This is a genomic window from Nocardia sp. CA-151230, from assembly GCF_050942175.1.
Classification (GTDB): Bacteria; Actinomycetota; Actinomycetes; order Mycobacteriales; family Mycobacteriaceae; genus Nocardia.
The window spans coordinates 6,948,341-6,968,580 of record NZ_CP192061.1; the positions used below are offsets into that span (position 1 = coordinate 6,948,341).

A 20,240-nucleotide genomic window follows, 5' to 3' on the forward strand; every position below is an offset into this window, starting at 1 on the left:
CGAGGAAGCTGGGGGCTTCGAGAGCGGATCTGGCCACTGCCGGGCACCAACCGTCCCGCCGCCAGTGCTGCCCGGGTAGGAGCCGTGGACCGCGCCATCACCGGTTCGACTCAGTCGTGGGTGTGTGAATGATCGTCGAGTAGATCGCTTTGATGTACATGGCGATGCGAATGTTCGGTCCCATCGTCATGTGTATGGGTGTGTTCGTGCTCGCTGTGGTCATGCTCGTGCGCGCTGTGCGCGTGGGTATGGGTCAGGGTGCCGTGACTGTGTGGGTGGGTATGGGTCTCGACGTGGGAATGTTCGTCGGTCATATCCCGGTTCCTTTTCTGTAATCGAGTGAGTTTTACGGCAATGCATGCATACCAGCACGACGCGGTGATATCCGGGATGCCCGGACCATCGGCGGGTGCGCACGAGTTGTGCCCGTATATCCGACTCTGTCGGTGAGCGGCCGCGGAAGTCTGTTCACTCCGAACAGGACTAAATGGTCTTGTATTGGGTTCGGCGCACTTATGCTGGGGCGTCGAAGCGCGGCGACCGGGGAGGACTCGGCGGCGGTTGTCGCAGAATGCGCGAAATACCTTACATTCGAGGAGGATTCGTGTGACGACCAGCAAACTCGATATGTCGCGGGCGCGGTACTGGGTCGGCCGGTGGGACCGTCAGCAGGAGCACTACATGCCCGATCGCGAACAGCGGTTCGAGGTGATCGGTGACGTCCTGACCGAACTCGTCGATCGGATGGACCCGTTGATCGTCGACCTCGGCGTCGGGCCGGGAACGCTGTCGGACCGGCTGCTCACGCGAATGCCTGCCGCCACCATCGTCGGCGTGGACGTGGATCCGCTGCTGCTGACGTTGGCCGAGATGACGCTGGGGTCACCGCGATTCCGTACGGTGAACGCTGATCTGCGCGAGCGCGATTGGCTCGACAGCCTCCGCTTGCATCGAGTACCCGATGCGTTCGTGAGCACCACCGCTCTGCACTGGATGAACCGTGAACCGCTTCGCGCGCTGATCCGTACCTGCGCGGACGCACTCGCACCCGGCGGTCTGTTCGTCGACGGCGACCATCTCCACGAAGGAGCCGCCGGCCCGCGATTGGACGCACTCGGCGAAGCCATGACCGCCCGTCGTGCCCAACGCATGGGAACCGCGAGTACCGAGGACTGGGACGCGTGGTGGGCCGCGGTCGGCCACGCTCCCGAACTGGCCGACCTGGTCCGCCTGCGCGACGGCGGATTCGCCCACCCGGTCGACGACCGGCCTACCGTCCACGACTACATCGCCTTCGCACGCGAGGCGGGCTTCGTCGAATCCGGAATCGTATGGCAGTACGGCGACGACCGCGTGGTCGTCGGGATCCGGTAACCCGCGTGAGCGCGGACTTGTCGTTGGCCACCGCCGACCGCGAGACGGGTACCGAGCACCAGTTCGCAGCGGCGGTGTATCGAGTTCGCCGCAACCTTCGCTATATTCGCCATCGCAGCTGGTTCGCCGGAGGTGGAGTCGAGGAGCCCCTGATCCATCCGATGGCGTCGAAGCCCGGCGGTGCGTTCGTGTGCCGAGCGGGTGAGAGGGAACCCGGTGAGAATCCGGGACTGTCCCGCAGCGGTGAGTGGGAACGACAGCCGTCATTCGCACTGGGCGCCACAAGTGATGCCTGGGAAGCGACGGCCAGTAGGACCAGCCCCGGCCTCGAGCGCCGGGGCCGACCCTTCCCGGGTCGATGCCCACGAGTCCGAAGACCTGCCCGTTGTGCCGGATACGCCGTATCCGGCGGTCGTCGCCTCGTGGATTGGGCGGTACGCCGAGTGGGACCCGGGCACGGGATCGATGCTTCGTGGGCTCCGTCAGCGTGCGCTCTGTGTGGGCGGCGGCCATCGGCTGCTGACCAAGGAGTTCATCGATGTTGAACCCTGACAACACTTTCACCGCCACGGTGCTCGGATTGCCGCGCATCGGGCCCAACCGCGAACTCAAGCGCGCGGTCGAGTCGTACTGGGCCGGGCGGATCGCCGCCGCGACCCTGCACGACATCGCGGCGGGCCTGCGCGCCGCACAGCTGCTGCGGATCCGCGATATCGGTCTGGATTCGGTTCCGGTGGGGACGTTCTCGTACTACGACCATGTGCTCGACACCGCGGCGCTGCTGGGCGCGCTACCCGACCGGGTGCGCGGCATCGAGGACGAGCTGGACCGGTACTTCGCCGCCGCGCGCGGCACCGCCGAGGTCGCGCCCTTGGAGATGACCAAGTGGTTCGACACCAACTATCACTACCTGGTGCCGGAGCTCTCGGCGGCGACGGAGTTCTCGCTGCATCCGGCGAAGCCGCTGGCAGAGCTGAAAGAGGCACTGGCACTGGGTGTTCCGGCCCGTCCCGTGATCCTCGGACCGATCACGTTCCTGAAACTGGCCAAGTCGGTGGACGGCAGCGACCTGCTGGACCGGCTGCCCGATCTGCTGCCGCTGTACGAGCGACTGCTGGGCCTGCTGGCGGAGACGGGCGCGCGCTGGGTACAGCTCGACGAACCGGTGCTGGTCACCGACCTGAGCGAGACCGAACTGGCGCTGGTGCACACCGTGTATCGCCGGCTGGCCGAGGTGTCCGCGCGGCCCGCGCTCCTGGTGGCCTCGTATTTCGGTCGCCTGGGTGCGGCGCTGCCGATACTGGCCGCGACCGGCGTCGAGGGCATCGCCGTCGACCTGGTCGCAGGCGGCGACGCGGATGTTGCTGCGGCGCAGCCGCTTCGGGACACGCTCGTCGTGGCCGGCATCGTCGACGGCTACAACGTGTGGCGCGTCGATCCCGATCGCGCGTTGCCCCGGCTGGCCGCCCTGCGCGAGGGCGGCGCTCAGGTCGCCGTATCGAGCTCCTGCTCGCTGCTGCATGTTCCCTACAGCCTGGACGCCGAGACCGCACTGGAGCCACGGCTGCGCTCGTGGCTGGCCTTCGGCGCGGAGAAGATCGAGGAGATCCGGATGCTCGCGAGCGCCCTGCATGAGGGGCAGGACGCGGTCAGCGAGCAGCTGGAGATCGCGCGAACGGCCGTGCAGGACAGGCGATCCGACACCCGGCTCCACAACGCGACCGTGCGGGCCCGCCTGGCCGGGGCGACCGATGCCCGGCGCGCCCCGGCTGCGGAGCGGCGGACCCTCCAGCAGCAACGACTGGACCTGCCGCTGCTGCCGACCACAACTATCGGCTCGTTCCCGCAGACCGGCCGGATCCGGGTGGCGCGCGCGGAACTGTCGCGCGGGGAGATCGATCGGACCGAATACGAGGCGCGGATGCGGGCCGAGATCGCCGAAGTCGTTGCGCTACAGGAGGATATCGGCCTGGACGTGCTGGTGCACGGCGAGCCGGAGCGCAATGACATGGTGCAGTACTTCGCCGAGCAACTCGACGGATTCGCCGCCACCGTGAACGGCTGGGTCCAGTCCTACGGCACCCGATGCGTCCGGCCCCCGATCCTGTTCGGCGATGTGGTGCGCCCCGCGGCCATGACGGTCGGCTGGAGCACTTACGCACAGTCGCTGACCACCAAGCCGGTCAAGGGCATGCTCACCGGGCCGGTCACCATCCTGGCGTGGTCCTACATCCGCGACGATCAGTCGCGCGCGGACACCGCACGCCAGATAGCGCTGGCGATCCGGGACGAGACGGTGGATCTGGAGGCGGCCGGTATCGGCATCATCCAGGTGGACGAGCCCGCGCTGCGGGAACTGCTGCCGCTGCGCCACGCCGACCAGGCTGCCTACCTCGACTGGGCGGTGGACGCGTTCCGGCTGGCGACCTCCGGCGTCGCGGACGCCACACAGATCCACACGCACCTGTGCTACTCGGAGTTCGGCGAGATCATCGGCGCCATCGCTGAATTGGATGCCGACGTCACCTCGATCGAGGCCGCACGCTCACATATGGAGGTGCTCGACGACCTCACGGCCGCGGGCTTCGACCTGGGTGTGGGGCCGGGCGTGTACGACATCCACTCGCCGCGCGTGCCGAGCCCGGAGGAGATCGGCAGGGCACTGGGCCTGGCGCTGAAAGCCGTTCCGGCCGAACGGCTCTGGGCCAATCCGGACTGCGGGCTCAAGACGCGTCGCACCGATGAGGTGACCGCCTCGCTGCGCAACCTGGTAGCAGCGGCACAGGCGCTGCGCTGACCGCGCGCCGGGGCGCTCCGCAGCACGGGGCGTCCCGGCTCGGTTTCCACAGCCCACCCGAAGACGCGGCCGACACGCGGTGTCTCCGCAACTTTCACAGATTTGCAGGGCCGGGTCCGCAAAAGTAGGCAATTGCGAGGTATTCAAGCCGAATACAGCGCTCGGTAGCGTCCGGAATGTACCGGTGAAATCGACGTCTGGGAGGACCCGACCGTGAAGCACCATCTCGTCCGCACCCACCGCTCCGCCGAGCACTTCCCCCGCGAGGAACACCTCGCGTGGCGGATCGCCGAGGTCGCCGCGGATGCCGTGGAGGTCACTCCGGAGGTGGAGGCGATGATCGTCAACCGGATCATCGACAATGCGGCGGTCGCGGCGGCCTCGATCGCCCGCCGCCCGGTCGCCGATGCCCGTGCCCAGGCGTTGGCCCACCCCTACCGGCCGGGCGCCACCGTATTCGCGGTCGAGGGCTCGTACTCCCCGGAGTGGGCGGCGTGGGCCAATGGGGTCGCGGTGCGCGAACTCGACTTCCACGACACCTTCCTGGCCGCCGAGTATTCGCACCCGGGCGACAACATCCCGCCGATCCTGGCCGTCGCGCAGCACACCGGCCGCACCGGCCGCGACCTGATCCGCGGTCTGGCAACGGGTTACGAGATCCAGGTCGACCTGGTGCGCGCAATCTGCCTGCACGAGCACAAGATCGACCATGTCGCCCACCTGGGCCCGTCGGCCGCCGCCGGTATCGGCACGCTCCTCGGCCTGGACCCCGAGACCATCTACCAGGCTGTCGGTCAGGCGCTGCACACCACCACCGCGACCCGTCAGTCCCGTAAGGGCGAGATCTCGAGCTGGAAGGCCTACGCACCGGCCTTCGCCGGGAAGATGGCCGTGGAGGCCGTGGATCGCGCCATGCGCGGTGAGGGTGCGCCCGCACCGATCTGGGAGGGTGAGGACGGTGTGATCGCCTGGCTGCTCGGCGGCCCGAATGCCGAATACTCGGTCCCGCTACCGGGTCCGGGCGAGCCCAAGCGCGGCATCCTCGACACCTACACCAAGGAGCATTCGGCCGAATACCAGAGCCAGGCCCCGATCGACCTGGCGCGGCGAATGCGGGAGCGGATCGGTGACCTGGATCAGATCGCGTCGATCGTGCTGCACACCAGTCACCACACCCACTACGTGATCGGCACCGGTTCCGGCGATCCGCAGAAGTTCGATCCCAAGGCCTCTCGCGAGACCCTGGATCACTCGGTCATGTACATCTTCGCGGTCGCGCTGCAGGACGGCACCTGGCATCACGAGCGCTCGTATGCGCCCGAGCGCGCGCAGCGGCCCGACACGATCGAGCTGTGGAACAAGATCTCCACCGCCGAGGACCCGGAGTGGACGCGTCGTTATCACTCGACCGATCCGAACGAGAAGGCGTTCGGCGCGCGCGCCGAGGTGACGCTGAAGAGCGGTGAGGTGATCGTCGACGAGTTGGCCGTCGCCGACGCGCATCCGCTGGGCGCGCGTCCCTTTGCCCGCGATCGATACATCGCCAAGTTCCGCACCCTCGCCGAGGGCATCATCGAGCCCATCGAGCAGGACCGCTTCCTCGAGGTGGCCCAGCGCGCGGGCGAGCTGTCCGCGAACGAGCTGCCGGAGCTCACCTTCACCGTCTCGCCGGATGTGCTCGCCCGCGCGCCCCGATCGCCGAAGGGACTGTTCTGATGACCGGCCTGCTCGCTGCCGCCACCTCGGCTGCCGGCAAACGTGCCGCCTTCAGGGCAGGCCTGAACTCCGGCACGATTCAACGGTTCCCGGGTGCGTTCAATCCGTTGGTGGCCAAGCTGATTCAGGAAATCGGCTTCGAAGGCGTCTACGTCTCCGGCGCGGTGCTCTCCGCCGATCTGGGCCTGCCCGATATCGGGCTGACCACCCTGACCGAGGTGTCCGGGCGCGGGCAGCAGATCGCCCGCGTCACCGACCTTCCGGTGCTCATCGACGCCGACACCGGGTTCGGTGAACCCATGAGCGCCGCCCGCACGGTCACGGTCATGGAGGACGCCGGGATCGCCGGCCTGCACCTCGAGGATCAGGTCAATCCCAAGCGCTGCGGCCACCTCGAAGGCAAGGCCGTGGTGCCCACCGCCGACATGGTGCGCCGCCTGCGCGCGGCGGTCTCGGCCCGCCGAGATCCGAATTTCGTGATCTGTGCGCGCACCGACGCCGCCGGGATCGAGGGCATGGACGCCGCCATCGAGCGAGCCGCAGCCTACGCCGACGCCGGTGCGGACCTGATCTTCACCGAGGCGCTGTACACCGCGGCCGACTTCGAGAAGTTCCGCGCCGCGATCTCGATTCCGTTGCTGGCCAACATGACCGAGTTCGGCAAGTCCGAACTGATTCCGGCGCGGACGCTCGAGTCGATCGGCTACAACGCCGTCATCTACCCGGTCACCACGCTGCGGCTGGCCATGTTCGCCACCGAAATCGGGCTCCGCGAGATCGCAACGACCGGAACCCAGTCCGGGCTGCTGGATCGCATGCAACACCGCGGCCGGCTCTACGAACTCCTGCGATACGAGCGATACAACGAATTCGATTCCGACATCTTCAATTTCACCCTGGGAAGGAACCAGTGATGGCCGCATCGCGCAGCGATTCGACGAGGGGTGGTGGTGGGGCGACGGGTGGGCCGGAGACCGCGATTCCGACCATCTACAAGGGCCTCGCCGGCGTTGTCGTCGACACCACCGCGATCTCCAAGGTGGTGCCGGAAACCAACTCCCTGACCTACCGCGGCTACGCCGTGCAGGATCTGGCGGCGCACTGCAGCTTCGAGCAGGTCGCCTACCTGCTGTGGTACGGCGAACTGCCCGGTGACGCACAGCTGGAGCGGTTCCTCCAGCAGGAACGGGCCGCGCGCCGGGTGGATCGGTCGTTGCTGTCGCTGGTCGCCAAGCTGCCGGAGAACTGCCATCCGATGGATGTCGTCCGCACGGCCATCAGCTACCTGGGCGCGGAGGATCCGGCCGAGGACGACAATTCGCCGCAGGCCAACCGCGCCAAGGCCCTGCGCATGATGGCGGTCCTGCCGACCATCGTGGCCGCCGATCACCGCCGCCGCCACGGCCTGGATCCCATTGCGCCGCACTCACATCTGGGCTTCGCCGAGAACTTCCTGAACATGTGCTTCGGCAAGGTGCCCGCACCGGAAATGGTGCGAGCGTTCGAGATCTCGCTGATCCTGTACGCGGAGCACAGCTTCAACGCCTCCACCTTCGCCGCCCGCGTGGTCACCTCGACGCTCTCGGATATCTACAGCGCGGTCACCGCCGCCATCGGCGCACTCAAGGGTCCGCTGCACGGCGGCGCCAACGAGGCGGTCATGCACGACATGCTCGAGATCGGCGACCCGGCACTGGCCGCGGAGTGGCTGCGCGACAAGCTCTCCCGCAGGGAAAAGGTGATGGGCTTCGGCCACCGGGTCTACAAGAACGGCGACTCACGGGTACCGACCATGAAAGAGGCGTTCCTGGACATCGCCGCCGCCACCGACGGCCGGCGCTGGGTACGCATATACGAGACCCTCGAACACACCATGGCCGAGACCACCGGCCTCGAACCGAACCTCGACTTCCCCACCGGCCCCGCCTATTACCTGCTCGGCTTCGACATAGAGTCCTTCACCCCGATCTTCGTCATGAGCCGCATCACCGGCTGGACCGCCCACATCATCGAACAGGGCACCTCCAACGCCCTGATCCGCCCGCTGAGCCAATACGTCGGCGTCCCACAACGTTCCGTCGTCGCCTGACGCATCGAACTCGACCGGCCTGCAACCGTTTCCGGCTCATCAGCACCTGCTCGGCCTCGGCTGCCCGGCCGCCAGTCGCGGCAGGATGCTGCCGATCAGTGCTGCGACTCCGAGTGCGGATTTGGGTTCGTAGGCGCTGCGCCACAGCCCGCCGTGCATGGCCTGGTCGCTGAACAACGTCTCGGGGTCGGCTCGTGGGGTGGGCTGGTGGTGCAGGTCGTGTACGAGCAGGGCGGCCATCAGTACACGGCAGGTGTCGGGTTCGAATACTTCGACGTCGAAGTGGTGTGCGCCGCGGTAGGCGCTGGCGAGAGCGCGGTTGCGGGTGACCGAGCGGGTCCATGAGGCGGGGGCGACGTTGAAGGAGACGGTGTGGCCGTCGCGTTCGGCGAGGACGCCGCGCCAGCGTTGCAGGCGTTTGGCCAGGGCGTAGCTGGGACCCTGTTGCGGGACGAGGATACCGGCGAGACCGGTACCGTCCTCGTGGACCGTGGTGTAGGAGGGCCGGAACAGCCGGCCGCCGGAGGCCAGGCGCGCAACGGTGTCGACCGGTTCGATGCTCATTTCATCCGTTCCTGCGAATAATGGTGCGGCAGTATGGTTCCGGAAGAACGACTGCACAGAAGGCCGGGTTGACCGTGTGCTCGTAGTCAGCGCGCTGCCTGCTCGAGGGCCACCAGTGAATCCTCGAGGTGACCGAGTAGCCGCTGCAGGTGCGGTACCGCTTTGCGGCAGCCGATGATGCCGAAATCGAGCGTTCCGGCGTTGCTGCACAAGGTGATGTTGAGGGCGGCGCCGTCCATGATCAGCGAGACCGGGTATACCCCCTCGAGCCGGGCGCCGTCCCAGTACAACGGGTTCTTCGGTCCGGGCACGTTCGAGATACACACGTTGAAACTCGGCGGCACCATCTGTGTGGTCCCGGTCAGGTTCGCGGTGGTGAAGCTGGTGAGCAGCCCGGCCGACACCGCCATCGCCTGGGCGGGAGTGAGGCCGGAGAGCAGTTCCTTTCCCTGCCGCATGGATCTGGTGACCGAAGCCATCCGCACGATCGGGTCGTCGGTGCTTGTTCCGAGGTCGGCGAGTACGGCGCCGACCGCGTTCGACGATTCGCCGCCGGAGTTGCGGTGCAGGGAGACCGGGACGAATGCGACGAGCGACTTGTCCGGCAGCGCGTTCTGTTCGATCAGGTAGGCGCGCAGCGCGCCACCGCACATGGCCAGGACCGCGTCGTTGAGCGTGCATCCCAGCGCCGACGCGACGCAACGAACCCGGGCGATCTCCCACGACTGGGCCGCGAATCGGCGCGCTCCTCCGATCGGGACGTTGAAAATCGTGCGGGGTGCGGTCATGGGCAGTGACATACCCCGTTCTGTGACGATCCGAGCGCCGATCCGGGCCGCCGCAGGGATCAATCCTGCCGCCTGACCGGACAGATCGAGGGCGTGGCGCCACAGTGGCTTGGCCGGGTGTGGCCGACGCCGGGGACGTGGTGCGAAGAATGGCGGGAGGCCGCGCGCGGCCGGATTCTCCGACAGTGAGGATTGCATGAGCTTCAGCGCTGTCACGCCGTCGCCGATCGCGTGGTGCATTTTGGTGTAGACGGCGATGCGCCCGTCGGCGAGCCCGTCGATGATGTGGACTTCCCACAGCGGCCGGTGCCGATCGAGCAGTGCGCTGTGCCAGTGGGAGGTCATCTCGAGGAGCTCGCGGATGCGGCCGGGGCGCGGTAGCGCCGACAGCCGCACGTGGTAGTCGAGGTCGATGTCGGAGTCGTCGGACCACATCAGTCGCCGCGGCGTCAGCGACACCGATTTCAGGCGCTGTCCGAAGCGCGGGGAGACCGCCGGCGTCTGCAGCATCGTGGCGTGCAGTTGCCGGGCGAACTCCGGGCCGCTGCCGTCCGGTGGTGTGAACAGCTGCAGGCCGCCGACGTGCAGCGGACGCTCCCGCCCCTCGAGGGCCAGGAAGACGTAGTCGGCCGGGTCGATGAGCTTCACTTGCGCCCCCGGGAGGGCGTGGCGAGCTCGATGGCGGTGGTGATCGTCTTCGTGGAGAATCCCACCGACTCGACCAATGGCCGGAACAGACCGGGCAGCTTCGCCACGAACGCCAGATGCGAAGGGGCGACGATGAACTCGGATCGCGATTCGATGCCGCGGACGATCTGGTCGACGACCGATTCCAGCGATACCATCCGCCACAACAGGTTCGAATGCCCTCCCCACAGTGTGCGGCCGGCGGGGTCGGCGACCATGTTGTCGGTCATCGGCGTGGGGAAGAAGGTGGGGTGCGCGCTCGCGACGGTCACGCCTTCGTGCCGGACCTCCAGCCGCAGGCTGTCACACAACGCCCAGACGCCGGCTTTGCTCGCCGTGTAACCGGTTTGCAGTGGCGAGTGCACGAATGCCGCCATCGACGAGATCGCCAGCAGATACCCGCGACGTTTGCGCGCGTGCGGCAATCCGGCCTTGAAGGTGCGCCATACACCGTTGAGGTTGATGTCGACGAGCCGGGCGAATTCATCGGGGTCGGTCTTCGATACCGGTGCCACGGCTTCGACACCGGCGTTCGCGATGACAACGTCGATGCCGCCGAAATGCTGTGCCGCGGCGTCCACGGCAGTCCGGACGCTGTCGAAGTCACGTACGTCGACCTGCCATCCGCGCGCTTGGTCCAGCGATCCCAGTTCGCCGCAGAGCTCGTCGAGTGCGGCCTGGTTGGTGGCCATCAGCGCGAGCCGGGCACCACCTCTGCGCAGTTCCGTGGCGAGCGCGCGACCGAGGCCGCCGGTCGCACCGGTGATGGCGACCGTTCTTCCTTCCAGGTTGTAACGCGGCATGCGGGGTTCCTTCTTGTCGTTCCATCTCGTCATACGGGGAGAATCGCGAGCGGTAATGCGGCTCTGGCGAATTCGGCACGACAATGTGCGCAACAGCAAGGCTGTGAGGCCGCGCGCTGTTCACGCGGGCACGCACGGCCGGGAAGGTTGTCAGTGGTGGATGGTCGATAGCGCTGCGACGGCCGCGTTGTAGCCGCTCATGCCGTGCGCGCCCGGCCCCGGCGGGACGGCTGCCGAGCACAGGAACATGCCGTCGGTGATGTGGTAGGGCCGCAGGGTGATTCGGGGTCCGCCGAAGACGAGCTGGCGAATGTTCTTGTCGCCGGTCAGGATGTCTCCCGTCACGTAATTCGGGTTGTAGCGGGCGAATTCGATGGGGTCGGTGATGGTCATCGCCAGAACCCGGTCCCGGAAGCCGGGGGCGAACCGCTCGATCTGGTTCATGATCGGGCCTGCGGCATCGCCGGAATAGTCTTGCGGCACATGGGCGTAGACGTCGATCGGGTGGACATCTCCGGCCGACCGGCCGGGGTCGGCCAGGTACTGCTGCCCGAGTACCAGGAAGGGACGCTCGGGCATCCGCCCGGCGCGGACGTCGCGTTCGGCGGCCCGGATCTCGGCGGCGCTGCCACAGACGTGCAGTGAGCCCGCGCGGCGGGCGTCCGAGTTGGTCCACGGGATCCCGCCGTGGACGGCGAGGCTGATCTTGTATGCGGCCGGCCCGTACCGGTACCGGCGGTAGGCGCGGGCGATGCGTGACGGCAGCCGCTCACCGAGGATGTCCGCGACCGCGGTCGGGGACAGATCGAACAGCACCAGGTCGGCGGGCGGGATTTGATCGGCGCTGCGTATCCAGGTTCCGGTTTCGATCTTGCCGCCGTGGTCGATGAGCACGGCGGCCATGGTGTCGGTGATGGCGCGGGATCCCCCGATCGCGACCGGCCAGCCGTGCCGATGGCCGGCGACGGTGATCCCGAGCCCGATCGCCGCGGACAGCACCCGGTGCTGGGGTTGCCAGCCGTGGGCCATGTTGCCCGCGAACAACGCCGCCCCTTGCGGGGTGCGCAGCAGCCGGGTCAGCTGCTCGGCGGGCACGAGGGTGGGCAGGCCGAAGCGGGCCATCCGGATCGGGTGCGACGGTATCCGCATCAGCGGCCGCATGAAGTCGTCGGACAGCGAATCGTAATGCCGCGCAGACGATTCGAAGAGTCGCCGCCAGGTCGGTCCGTCGGCGCCCAGACCTGTCGCGGTGTCGGTGACCGACCGGTACAGCAGCCCGGCGGTGCCGTCGTCGAGCGGATGCGCGCAGTCGATCGGCGCCCACCCCCATCGCAGCCCGTACCGTTCGCTGTCGATACCGGTCAGGAACGGGGAGCCGACGGCCATCGGATGGGCCATCGCGCAGTGGTCGTGCAGCAGACCGGGCAGCGTGAGTTCGCTCGAGCGGGTGCCGCCACCGATCTCATCGGCACCCTCGAGGACGGTGACCTCGACGCCGTTGCGTGCCAGGGTGACCGCCGCGGCGAGTCCGTTCGGGCCGGACCCGATCACGACCGCGGTGGTCATCGCGCCACCTCGGTACCGATCGGCTGCACCGGAACGGGGTCGGCCGCGTCGGGCCAGGGTTGCCGGGCGATCATGTCGGCCACCTGGACGTAGCCCTGCTCGATCAGTCCGGTCGCCGCGTCCACGATCCGGTAGTGCTGGCGCTGCCGGTGAATCGGCTGGGACTCGAGCACCACTACACGCAGTTCTCCGGGTGCGAAGCCGCAACGCCGCTGCAGGGCGGCGACCAGTTGTTCGTTGTGCAGGTGGCCGTCACCGAAATTCCAGCCCACCGTGACGCCGGCGACCGCTTCACCGTCGAGGACGGTGTAGTCGGCCAGGTCGTCGACGGCCCGCTCGACGAGCGTGTTCAGCGCCCGGCCGTGAGGGTGCATCGCCCGCCAGGTCATGCCCTTGGTGAGCATCAGATCCATGCCGTGTGGTCCGTACAGCCTCGCCAGCTGGGTGGTCACCACCGCCGAGCTCTTCGTGACGTGCTGTTCGATCTTGTCCTGGGCGCCGCCGCGGAACAGCCAGGTACTGGTGGGCCAGTTGCCCGCGTAGTAGCGCATCGACGGCAGGAACGAAATCCATTGCGGTTCAAGGTTTCCGATCATCGGGACCACGACCAGCGACAGCAGCAGGATGACAGCCGGCAGTGGGGAATCCAGGTCGAAAACGCTGACCGCCGCATGCTGCCCGAACAGCAACGGGATGCTGACGATGAAGAAGACGTTCCATTCCAGCGGCACTCCCATCGGCACGGTCGAGACGATGTGCAGGTGGAACACGATCATGGCGATGATCGCGATCCACGTCAGTGTGCCGCCGTGGCCGGCGAACACCAGGTAGGCCGGGATCAGGTATTCGATCACGGTACCGAGGTGGGCGAGGGTGAACGGCAGTCGCGACGCGCGCAGATCGTGCGGGAAGTCTCGGTACATCTTGCGTTTGAGCCACTTCAGCCGCATGACCGGGCTATTGCTCATCATCACCGATACGACGAACGGGAAGTGGTGATTCAGTTTGGATGTCGCCGCGCCCCACCACAGCGCCAGCATGATCAGCTTCCAGCCGATGATCTGATCGGTGGCGGGGAAGAAGAACATCACCACCGCGAGCGCGTAGTGCTCGCCGCGCGCGGCCAGGAACACCGTCTTGTCGCGCAGCCCGAGCAGCCCCAGCGCGACCAGCATCGGGATCACGGTGCGGACATCGAGCAGCCCGGCGTCCGTGCCGCTGCTCGACAGCGCCCAGCCGCCGGACCCCAGCACGACCGCATACAGCGCGACGTCGGCGACTGTGCGGCGGTCGCCGCGGGTGAACGGCACCTTGCCCGGCCACGGCGCCAGCCGGATGGTGCCCGGGCGCAGGAAGTACAGGATGCCGCCGATCGGCGGCAGGAACCGGAGCGTGAGCGGTCCGGAGCCGCAGCCCAAACCGATGATCTCCCACAGCAGGGTCCACACGATGAACTTCTGGTACGCCAGCGGCTGCGCCCACCAGTCGGCCAGATGGCCGACGCCATCGAAACCCGGTGTCAGCCCGATCACCGTCGCCGCGGCGGCGAGGTAGACCGCGCATTTGATCAGGTACAGCGGGAACACTCCCCACGGCGTGCCGAAACCGTGTTCGGCCCAGTGCACCGCCATGACACGCATCTTCTCGGCCCGAGAGGCCGCCTGCCACCGTGTCGGTTCGACATCCGGAAAGTCCGGAACCAGAAATCCCACGTGCGCACCTACTTCGCGATCTCGGCGAGCCGGCGCCGCAGTCCGGGCTTGTCGATCTTGCCGATCGGGTTGCGTGGCAGCCACTCGACGGTGATGAAGTCGGCGGGAATCTTGAACTTGGCCAGCAGGTTCCGCAGATGTGCGGTCAACTCCTCGGCCGCGACGACCTGACCGTCCCGGTAGGCGACGAATGCGACGGGCACTTCCCCGTACGTGTCGTCGGGCCGGCCGACCACCGCGGCCTCCTGCACCCGGGGGTGCGAGAGCAGGGCTCCTTCGAGCTCCTTGGGGTAGATGTTCTCGCCACCGCGGATGATCATGTCCTTGACCCGGTCCACCAGGACCAGGTAGCCGTCCTCGTCGAGGCTGCCGATGTCGCCGGTGTGCAGCCAGCCGTCGACGACCGCTTCGGAGGTCGCCTCCGGTCGGCCCAGGTAGCCGCGCATCACCATCGGGCCCTTGATCAGTACTTCGCCGGTCGAACCGCCGGTGACGAATTCGCCGTCGGCACCCAGGATCGCGATCTCGTGACCGGGCAGCGGCAGGCCGACCGTGCCGGGCTTGCGCAGCCCGTGCAGCGGGTTGAGCGTGCTCGCGCACGACGCCTCCGACAGCCCGTATCCCTCACAGATCGGCACCCCGAACCGGGACTCGAAACGCTCGATCGCGGCCGCGGTCATCGGCGCGGCGCCGCACGCGACGAATTTCAGCGACGACGTGTCCGGAGTGACGTCCGCCGGCAGCGCGGACAGCAGGTTGACGATCGTGGGCACCGCCGAGAAATAGGTCGGGCGGATTCGTTCCACGAGACCGAAGAACGTGTCCGGATGGAACCGTCCGGTAATGGTCACCCGGCCGCCCGACAGCAACGGAGTCAGGGTGCCGGCGACGATTCCGTTGACATGGAACAGCGGCAGGATCAGCATGCTGTGGTCATCCGCCGCGGCCCCGGTGACCGCTTGCAGCGCAACGCATTCGCCCATGATGTTCGCGTGCGTCAGCTCGACACCCTTGGGCCGGCCGGTGGAGCCGGAGGTATAGATCAGCAGGGCCAGTGCCGCATCGTCTGCCACCGGAACCGCGGTGGCATCGGCACCGCCGCCGCGGTTCAGTTCCGCCAACGCGAGCCGGACCGGCGCACCGATCTCGGCGGCCGTATCGTCGCCGCACACCAGCACACCGGCACCGGCGTCGTCGAGCTGGTATTGGGCTTCCTCCACCGTCAGCCACGGGTTCACCGGCGTGGCCGCTGCCCCGAGTCGCCACGCCGCGAACATCACCACGACCAGCTCGAGCCGGTTCGGAAGCATGATCGCGACGACGTCACCGGCACCGACACCGGCCCGCGCCAGCCGCCCGGCGCAAGAGGTGACCCTCGCCAGGAACTCGGCATTGGTGATCGAGCCCGACTCGTCGTCGGCCAGACAGAGCCCCTCGGGGGACTGTGCGGCCCGCACATCGGGCAATGTCGCGAAATGCATGCTGTGTTCCTGACCTCTCAACGCTGTGTGCAGTCAAGATAGGTCCCTTGCAGTGAGGCACACCACAGGCGGTCAGCCTGAACTTTTCCAACCCATTTGTGCTGTGCGCACAAGCCCTTGATGGCGGGTGACTATCCGGGCCGTAGTACGGCCGACCCCAGCCAGTGCGCGGCGTGCAGGGCCGCCTGCAGGTCGAGCGTGAGCGCGGGATCGTCGAAGGTGTGGCTGCACAGATCGAGCGCCTGCTGCACGCGGTACTGAACGGTGTTGCGATGCATGGTCAATTCGGCCGCCGCCGCGGCATAGCTGCGATTGTTCAGGAGAAAGACCCGCAAGGTCTCTCGCAGCCGGCCGGCCCGCTCGGAGTCGACAGCCAGCTCACCCAGAGCGCAGGAGACGAAGGCGCGCAGGGCATTCGGTTCGCCGATCAGCATCGCCAGTACCGCCACCTGATGCTGCGCGATCACCCGCGGTGCGTTCGGACCAGCCATTATCGACACCTCGCGGACCCGCTCCGCCTCGGACAGACTGCGCCCGAACCCGTCCACTCCGGAATACGGACCGCCTACCGCCGCCCGCACCGGTGCGGCGACATCGGCTATCGCGCCGTTGATCTCGACGGTATCGGGGAGTTCGGCCGAGGTCACCGCGAACCAGATCCGCGCCTCGTGGTCGTCGATCGGAACCAGCAGTGGCCGCTCGCCTGCCCGCAGCGCGCGGCGCAGCAGTAAGCACAGCTCGTCGAATGCCGTGGCCGCCACCGAGTTCGGCACGTCCGACGGCAGCCACGCGACCACGGCGACATGCCTCCCGGCCAGCGAGTACTCCAGCAGTTCCTCGGCTTCGGCCACATCGGCGACCGACCCGTCCAGCACCCGTTCCACCCACTGCCGGCGCAACCCTACCCGGCTGTCCACCCACCGGGTGCGTTCCTCGTCGTAGGCGCGGGCGACCTCCTCACACACCGCGTCGACGTACATCGCGGACCGGCTCACCAATTGGGCGATCACCACCCCGCTGTCCGCCCCGGACGTGCGGAGCACCTGCTGCATCACGGTGTCGAGCAATCGGGTATGGCCGATCCGGTAGGCCCGCAACAGTGCCGACAGCGGGATATCGCGCTGAGCGAGCAGTCGGGCATACGCCAACGCGGCCGCGGGCGCCTGGACCGATGGTGCGGGATTCTCCTCGTCGAGGTAACGCATGACCGCGAAGATGTTCTCGGTGATGCTCGCCTCGAGCAGCGTGCGCATACGGGCGTCCCGGTCCAGCACACTGATCCGCGCCCTCGTCGCCGAGGTCAGGTCCTGCGCGAATTCCGCACGCCGTTCCAGCATCTCGTGCGTCACGGCGCGCACGATCGCCGACATTGCGCTGTCCATCTCGAGTGTTCCCTATCCGATCGGGTGCGGGGCATGGTCGGGTCCTCACCGGTGAGTATCGATCGTGCCACGCGCAAACCGGCAGGATCGCAGCCCGCCGAATCGAGACCGCAGGTCAGGGCCCGCGGCGATCGTGGGGTCACAGGCCGCCGACAGGCAGGCCACCGCGCCGGTCGCCTCGCGCGTAATCGTGGGCAAAATGTCGGACAGATGCTCCGCCAACCAGCAGGTTTCCGCACTCGGGTGTTCGGACGGCGTGACGGTAGCCCAGGGCGGATCAGAGCCCGGCGATTTCGGCGAGGCGTGCCCAGAGCGCATGTTGAGCCGGATCGGAGCGGCTGACCACCGAGGGCAGCAAGTTGGTGACCGTCGTGCTGGGGAGCCGAGCGCTGGCGCCAATTTCGTGGTGACGGCACATGGTCAGCCGACGCGTGCGGCCCTAGCGTGAGAATCCCGAATCCAACCGAATCTCCAGGACAGCGTGAAGAGCATCGACACGGCGACACTGCGCGCAAGCTGGCGTGATGTGCTGGCCGAAGCCCGTACGGGCGCCGAGGCATTCGTCATCCTGCAGCATGGGCGTCCCGAAGCGGTGCTGCTGTCCGAAGCGGAATGGTTGCTCGGCGGCGCCACAGTCCCTGTGCTCGAAAGGGATCAACGGTGCTGGGCCGCATCGGATGTGCGCAGTTGCCTGCGCGCCGTCCGTACCGCGGCCCATATGCACGGACGGCACACGCTCATTCGGAAGCCCTACGGCTCGCTGTTCAAGGACGGCTCGGCCATGCAATTCGTTGCGGTGATCGCGCCGTACGAGTGGGTGCGGCAGGCGCTTCCGGAGCTGCGCGATGGTCGAGTTTCGGTTCATTGAGGTGGGAGAAGTGTGATTGGCCCGCACCGGACTTCCGGTACGGGCCAATCACTTACCTCACTGCCGCGGTCCGCGCGCCGAGCTCATTTCAGCTTGCGGCAGTAGAGGGCATCGGGGTGTCCACCGCGTGAGTTGGCCCAGGAGAAAGCGATGCCGGCGGCGTACTCATCGGCGTTGCACTGGCCCTTGTAATAGCCGTTCGCGTAATCGCCGCCCTCGCCTGAAGCCGGTCGATTGTCGCCGCGGTCGTCCCACACGGTGCGGTCGGCGCCCGCCAGCTGCCGCCGGGCGGGGGCGCAGAGAATGGCCGAGGTGCCGTCGCCGCGCAGGCTGTAGCCGATCATGAATTGGCCTTCGGCGCACTGGTATTTGGTGAACCCGCTCGCCCAGTCGGTCGTCACCTTCTCGGTGGAGACCTTGGTGGCCGAGGTGCCGGGCTGCCAGAGATCGCCCTCGGTGGCGTCGGTGCACAGGCCGCCCTGACCGCGCGAGCTGATGCCGATCAGGCGCTGGTCGTCCGGGCAGACGAGCTTGTGGGCGCCCGGATCCCAATCGTTCGCGGCGCGCAGCGAGGCATTGTCATCGTCGTGGATGGCATTGAGCATCGACCAGCTGCGGACCGACTCGACCTGTCCGGTCTTGCCGTTCGCGTCCAGCAGCCGCCGCACGTACGGCCCCCGCCAGTCGTCGGAATCGGTGATACTGCGTTTACTGCCATCGGTGTCGTAGCGCAGCAGGCCCCAGTCGTTGCCTTTGTCCTGGTGCTGGAAGCCGACGATCGGCCAGTACGCGAAGTCGAGGTCACGGTCGATCAGGTAGTCGACCATGTTCGGGAACCACGCCTTGTCGGCGCCCTGGGCGCCCTTACCGATGCCGAACTCGCTCACCCAGACCGGGGCGGTGAAGTGCTTGTCGGGTGTGGTGGCAACGTATCCGGCCAGCTCGTCCATGGAGTTGAACAGATCGCCGCGGGACATGTCCCGGAAGCGGGCGTCATGGGTTTCGCCCAACCCGGACGCACCGGTGTGGTTCGGTCCGATGTAACCGTAGAAGTGGGCCGCGTACACGAGCTTGTGGGATCGGACGAGCGTTTCCGACAGCGTCCGGACCGGCTTCAGTATGGGGCGTTCGTGCCACGTGAGATCGGTGGGGATGCCCATCCAGTTGATGCCCTCGATCATGACGAGCAGATTCGGGTTGGCGTCCTTCAGAATTCGGTCACCGGCCTGATGTGCGGCGGCCTCCCAGTCGTGGTCGTCGCCCATGCCCCAGTTGGGGTTGTCCCAGGTGTCGCGCCGCACCTCGTTGCGCAGATCCGCGCCGATGACACCGGGATTGCCCTTGTAGCGGGCAGCCATGAAGGCCCAGTCGTTCACCCATTTTCCGGTGTCCTGCCCGGAATTCCAGCGCTCGTTGCCGTCGACGGCACAGCACCAACGGGTGGAGGTGGTGTGGTTGTTGAGGATGACGCCCAGCCCGGCATCGGTGAGCGCCGCAACTGCGCGGTCGTAGACCTCGAGCGGCTTCAGGCCGTTCAGGCCTGGATTGGCCGTGAGTCCCTTGACCGGACGACTGTCGGTGATCATCTCATTGGAGAACGGCAGGCGAATGCTGTTGAGTCCCAGATCCTTGAAGTCCGCGACGATCTTGTCCAGCGGCAACCGGTCCAGCCCGAGCGGTGCGCGATGTCCGATCTCCTGGGAGAAATTGTTCGCCGGATCCTCGTCGTCGCCGCTGCCTTCCCAGGTACCGCTCGCGCCGTGCCAATTGCCGGACTTCAGCTTCACCCGGTTACCGGCCGCGTCGACGATGTAGCGGCCGCGGGTACTCAACGGGCCCTTCATCCCTGCGGGCTCGGCATGCGCCGACGGGCTGAAATGAATCGCTGGGACAGCCAGCAATCCGGCGACGAGCAGCAGGACAGCGACGGCGGGCCACGATCGCCGCAGCCTGAAATGCCATGAATTCAACATCAATTCGGGTTCCTCATCCGGGGACAGACAACCGTGCACGCATGTCGGTTGCATGACCAAGGGGATGGGTACCGCCGACCGCGAGGGGTCAGGGTCCACACGAGCGGCGGCACCCGGATCGCCTCATGCGGGACGAGGCGTTGCGAGCGGGGTGGAGGCCGCTCGCACCGGAAACGCTAGAGACCGACCGCCCGGAACAGAAACAACTGTCATCCGCGGATTCACCAGCAGCCGTTGTCAATCACCGGATCCGAATCCGTGTACGAGGTGGTGTTCGCTCGGGGAGGGTGAGCTGTCGGCCGGACGGCCGCGGGTCGAATACCCAGCCAGGTGGAAAGCTTGCCCGGTGCCGGAGTCCGCGGTCGAGGAGCTGCGCGTCGGTGATGGTGGCGACGGTGTCGGCTCATGGTGGAACAGTCGCTGGCCGTCGATGCGCACGG

15 protein-coding genes and 1 riboswitch are annotated in these 20,240 nt (G+C 67.3%); of the genes, 6 read left to right on the forward strand and 9 right to left on the reverse strand.

Features of this window, described 5'->3' with window-relative positions; translation table 11 throughout:
* Positions 1-110: 110 nt before the first annotated feature.
* Positions 111-314 carry a zinc transporter Slc39a7 gene (locus tag ACQP1O_RS32780; protein WP_433562240.1) on the reverse strand — a complete coding sequence of 68 codons (204 nt, stop codon included), beginning with the start codon at positions 312-314 and terminating at the stop codon, positions 111-113.
* Between the two features lie 292 nt (positions 315-606).
* Here ACQP1O_RS32780 and ACQP1O_RS32785 point away from each other — a divergent pair, with 292 nt between their 5' ends.
* From ACQP1O_RS32785 to ACQP1O_RS32805, 5 genes are all read left to right on the forward strand, one after another.
* Positions 607-1,374, forward strand: a complete 768-nt coding sequence (locus ACQP1O_RS32785; protein ID WP_433562241.1) for a class I SAM-dependent methyltransferase — start codon at positions 607-609, stop codon at positions 1,372-1,374.
* A gap of 182 nt (positions 1,375-1,556) precedes the next feature.
* Positions 1,557-1,774, forward strand: a riboswitch (cobalamin riboswitch).
* A gap of 138 nt (positions 1,775-1,912) precedes the next feature.
* Positions 1,913-4,171, forward strand: coding sequence for a 5-methyltetrahydropteroyltriglutamate--homocysteine S-methyltransferase (gene metE, locus ACQP1O_RS32790; protein WP_433562242.1), 2,259 nt, complete (start codon positions 1,913-1,915; stop codon positions 4,169-4,171).
* A gap of 213 nt (positions 4,172-4,384) precedes the next feature.
* On the forward strand, positions 4,385-5,887 hold the full coding sequence (gene prpD, locus ACQP1O_RS32795; protein WP_433562243.1) for a 2-methylcitrate dehydratase PrpD: 1,503 nt from the start codon (positions 4,385-4,387) through the stop codon (positions 5,885-5,887).
* Positions 5,887-6,801, forward strand: coding sequence for a methylisocitrate lyase (gene prpB, locus ACQP1O_RS32800; RefSeq protein WP_433562244.1), 915 nt, complete (start codon positions 5,887-5,889; stop codon positions 6,799-6,801). Before prpD ends, prpB begins: the two co-directional genes overlap by 1 nt.
* Positions 6,801-7,976, forward strand: a complete 1,176-nt coding sequence (locus tag ACQP1O_RS32805; protein WP_433562245.1) for a bifunctional 2-methylcitrate synthase/citrate synthase — start codon at positions 6,801-6,803, stop codon at positions 7,974-7,976. Before prpB ends, ACQP1O_RS32805 begins: the two co-directional genes overlap by 1 nt.
* Before the next feature lie 39 nt (positions 7,977-8,015).
* Here ACQP1O_RS32805 and ACQP1O_RS32810 read toward each other — a convergent pair whose 3' ends face one another.
* The 7 genes from ACQP1O_RS32810 to ACQP1O_RS32840 form a co-directional block, all read right to left on the reverse strand.
* A complete protein-coding gene (locus tag ACQP1O_RS32810; protein ID WP_433562246.1) occupies positions 8,016-8,540 on the reverse strand; it encodes a hypothetical protein in 525 nt (174 codons plus the stop codon).
* An 86-nt stretch (positions 8,541-8,626) separates the two neighbouring features.
* The gene (locus ACQP1O_RS32815) at positions 8,627-9,976 is read right to left on the reverse strand and encodes a WS/DGAT/MGAT family O-acyltransferase (RefSeq protein WP_433562247.1); all 1,350 of its coding nucleotides are present in this window, start codon (positions 9,974-9,976) and stop codon (positions 8,627-8,629) included.
* Entirely contained in the window at positions 9,973-10,851 is an 879-nt protein-coding gene (locus ACQP1O_RS32820; RefSeq protein WP_433562248.1) for an SDR family NAD(P)-dependent oxidoreductase, read from the reverse strand. The genes ACQP1O_RS32815 and ACQP1O_RS32820 overlap by 4 nt, the downstream gene beginning before the upstream one ends.
* Before the next feature lie 117 nt (positions 10,852-10,968).
* Positions 10,969-12,384, reverse strand: coding sequence for a phytoene desaturase family protein (locus ACQP1O_RS32825; RefSeq protein ID WP_433562249.1), 1,416 nt, complete (start codon positions 12,382-12,384; stop codon positions 10,969-10,971).
* Entirely contained in the window at positions 12,381-14,096 is a 1,716-nt protein-coding gene (locus ACQP1O_RS32830) for a DUF3556 domain-containing protein (protein WP_433562250.1), read from the reverse strand. The genes ACQP1O_RS32825 and ACQP1O_RS32830 overlap by 4 nt, the downstream gene beginning before the upstream one ends.
* An 8-nt stretch (positions 14,097-14,104) precedes the next feature.
* Complete coding sequence (locus tag ACQP1O_RS32835; protein WP_433562251.1) at positions 14,105-15,577, reverse strand: class I adenylate-forming enzyme family protein; 1,473 nt, start codon at positions 15,575-15,577, stop codon at positions 14,105-14,107.
* Between the two features lie 131 nt (positions 15,578-15,708).
* A complete protein-coding gene (locus ACQP1O_RS32840; RefSeq protein ID WP_433562252.1) occupies positions 15,709-16,959 on the reverse strand; it encodes a PucR family transcriptional regulator in 1,251 nt (416 codons plus the stop codon).
* Between the two features lie 481 nt (positions 16,960-17,440).
* On the opposite strand from ACQP1O_RS32840, the gene ACQP1O_RS32845 reads away from it, so the two are divergent.
* Positions 17,441-17,827, forward strand: coding sequence for a type II toxin-antitoxin system Phd/YefM family antitoxin (locus ACQP1O_RS32845; protein ID WP_433562253.1), 387 nt, complete (start codon positions 17,441-17,443; stop codon positions 17,825-17,827).
* Between the two features lie 83 nt (positions 17,828-17,910).
* Here ACQP1O_RS32845 and ACQP1O_RS32850 read toward each other — a convergent pair whose 3' ends face one another.
* Positions 17,911-19,800, reverse strand: coding sequence for a glycoside hydrolase family 5 protein (locus ACQP1O_RS32850; protein WP_433562254.1), 1,890 nt, complete (start codon positions 19,798-19,800; stop codon positions 17,911-17,913).
* Between the last annotated feature and the right edge of the window lie 440 nt (positions 19,801-20,240).

What these genes read in the sequence shown, in the direction of transcription:
- ACQP1O_RS32780 (WP_433562240.1), bottom strand. Translation starts at nt 314, where the DNA reads ATGACCGACGAACATTCCCACGTCGAGACCCATACCCACCCACACAGT.
- metE (WP_433562242.1), top strand. Translation starts at nt 1,913, where the DNA reads ATGTTGAACCCTGACAACACTTTCACCGCCACGGTGCTCGGATTGCCG.
- prpB (WP_433562244.1), top strand. Translation starts at nt 5,887, where the DNA reads ATGACCGGCCTGCTCGCTGCCGCCACCTCGGCTGCCGGCAAACGTGCC.
- ACQP1O_RS32805 (WP_433562245.1), top strand. Translation starts at nt 6,801, where the DNA reads ATGGCCGCATCGCGCAGCGATTCGACGAGGGGTGGTGGTGGGGCGACG.
- ACQP1O_RS32810 (WP_433562246.1), bottom strand. Translation starts at nt 8,540, where the DNA reads ATGAGCATCGAACCGGTCGACACCGTTGCGCGCCTGGCCTCCGGCGGC.
- ACQP1O_RS32820 (WP_433562248.1), bottom strand. Translation starts at nt 10,851, where the DNA reads ATGACGAGATGGAACGACAAGAAGGAACCCCGCATGCCGCGTTACAAC.
- ACQP1O_RS32825 (WP_433562249.1), bottom strand. Translation starts at nt 12,384, where the DNA reads ATGACCACCGCGGTCGTGATCGGGTCCGGCCCGAACGGACTCGCCGCG.
- ACQP1O_RS32835 (WP_433562251.1), bottom strand. Translation starts at nt 15,577, where the DNA reads ATGCATTTCGCGACATTGCCCGATGTGCGGGCCGCACAGTCCCCCGAG.
- ACQP1O_RS32840 (WP_433562252.1), bottom strand. Translation starts at nt 16,959, where the DNA reads ATGGACAGCGCAATGTCGGCGATCGTGCGCGCCGTGACGCACGAGATG.
- ACQP1O_RS32850 (WP_433562254.1), bottom strand. Translation starts at nt 19,800, where the DNA reads ATGTTGAATTCATGGCATTTCAGGCTGCGGCGATCGTGGCCCGCCGTC.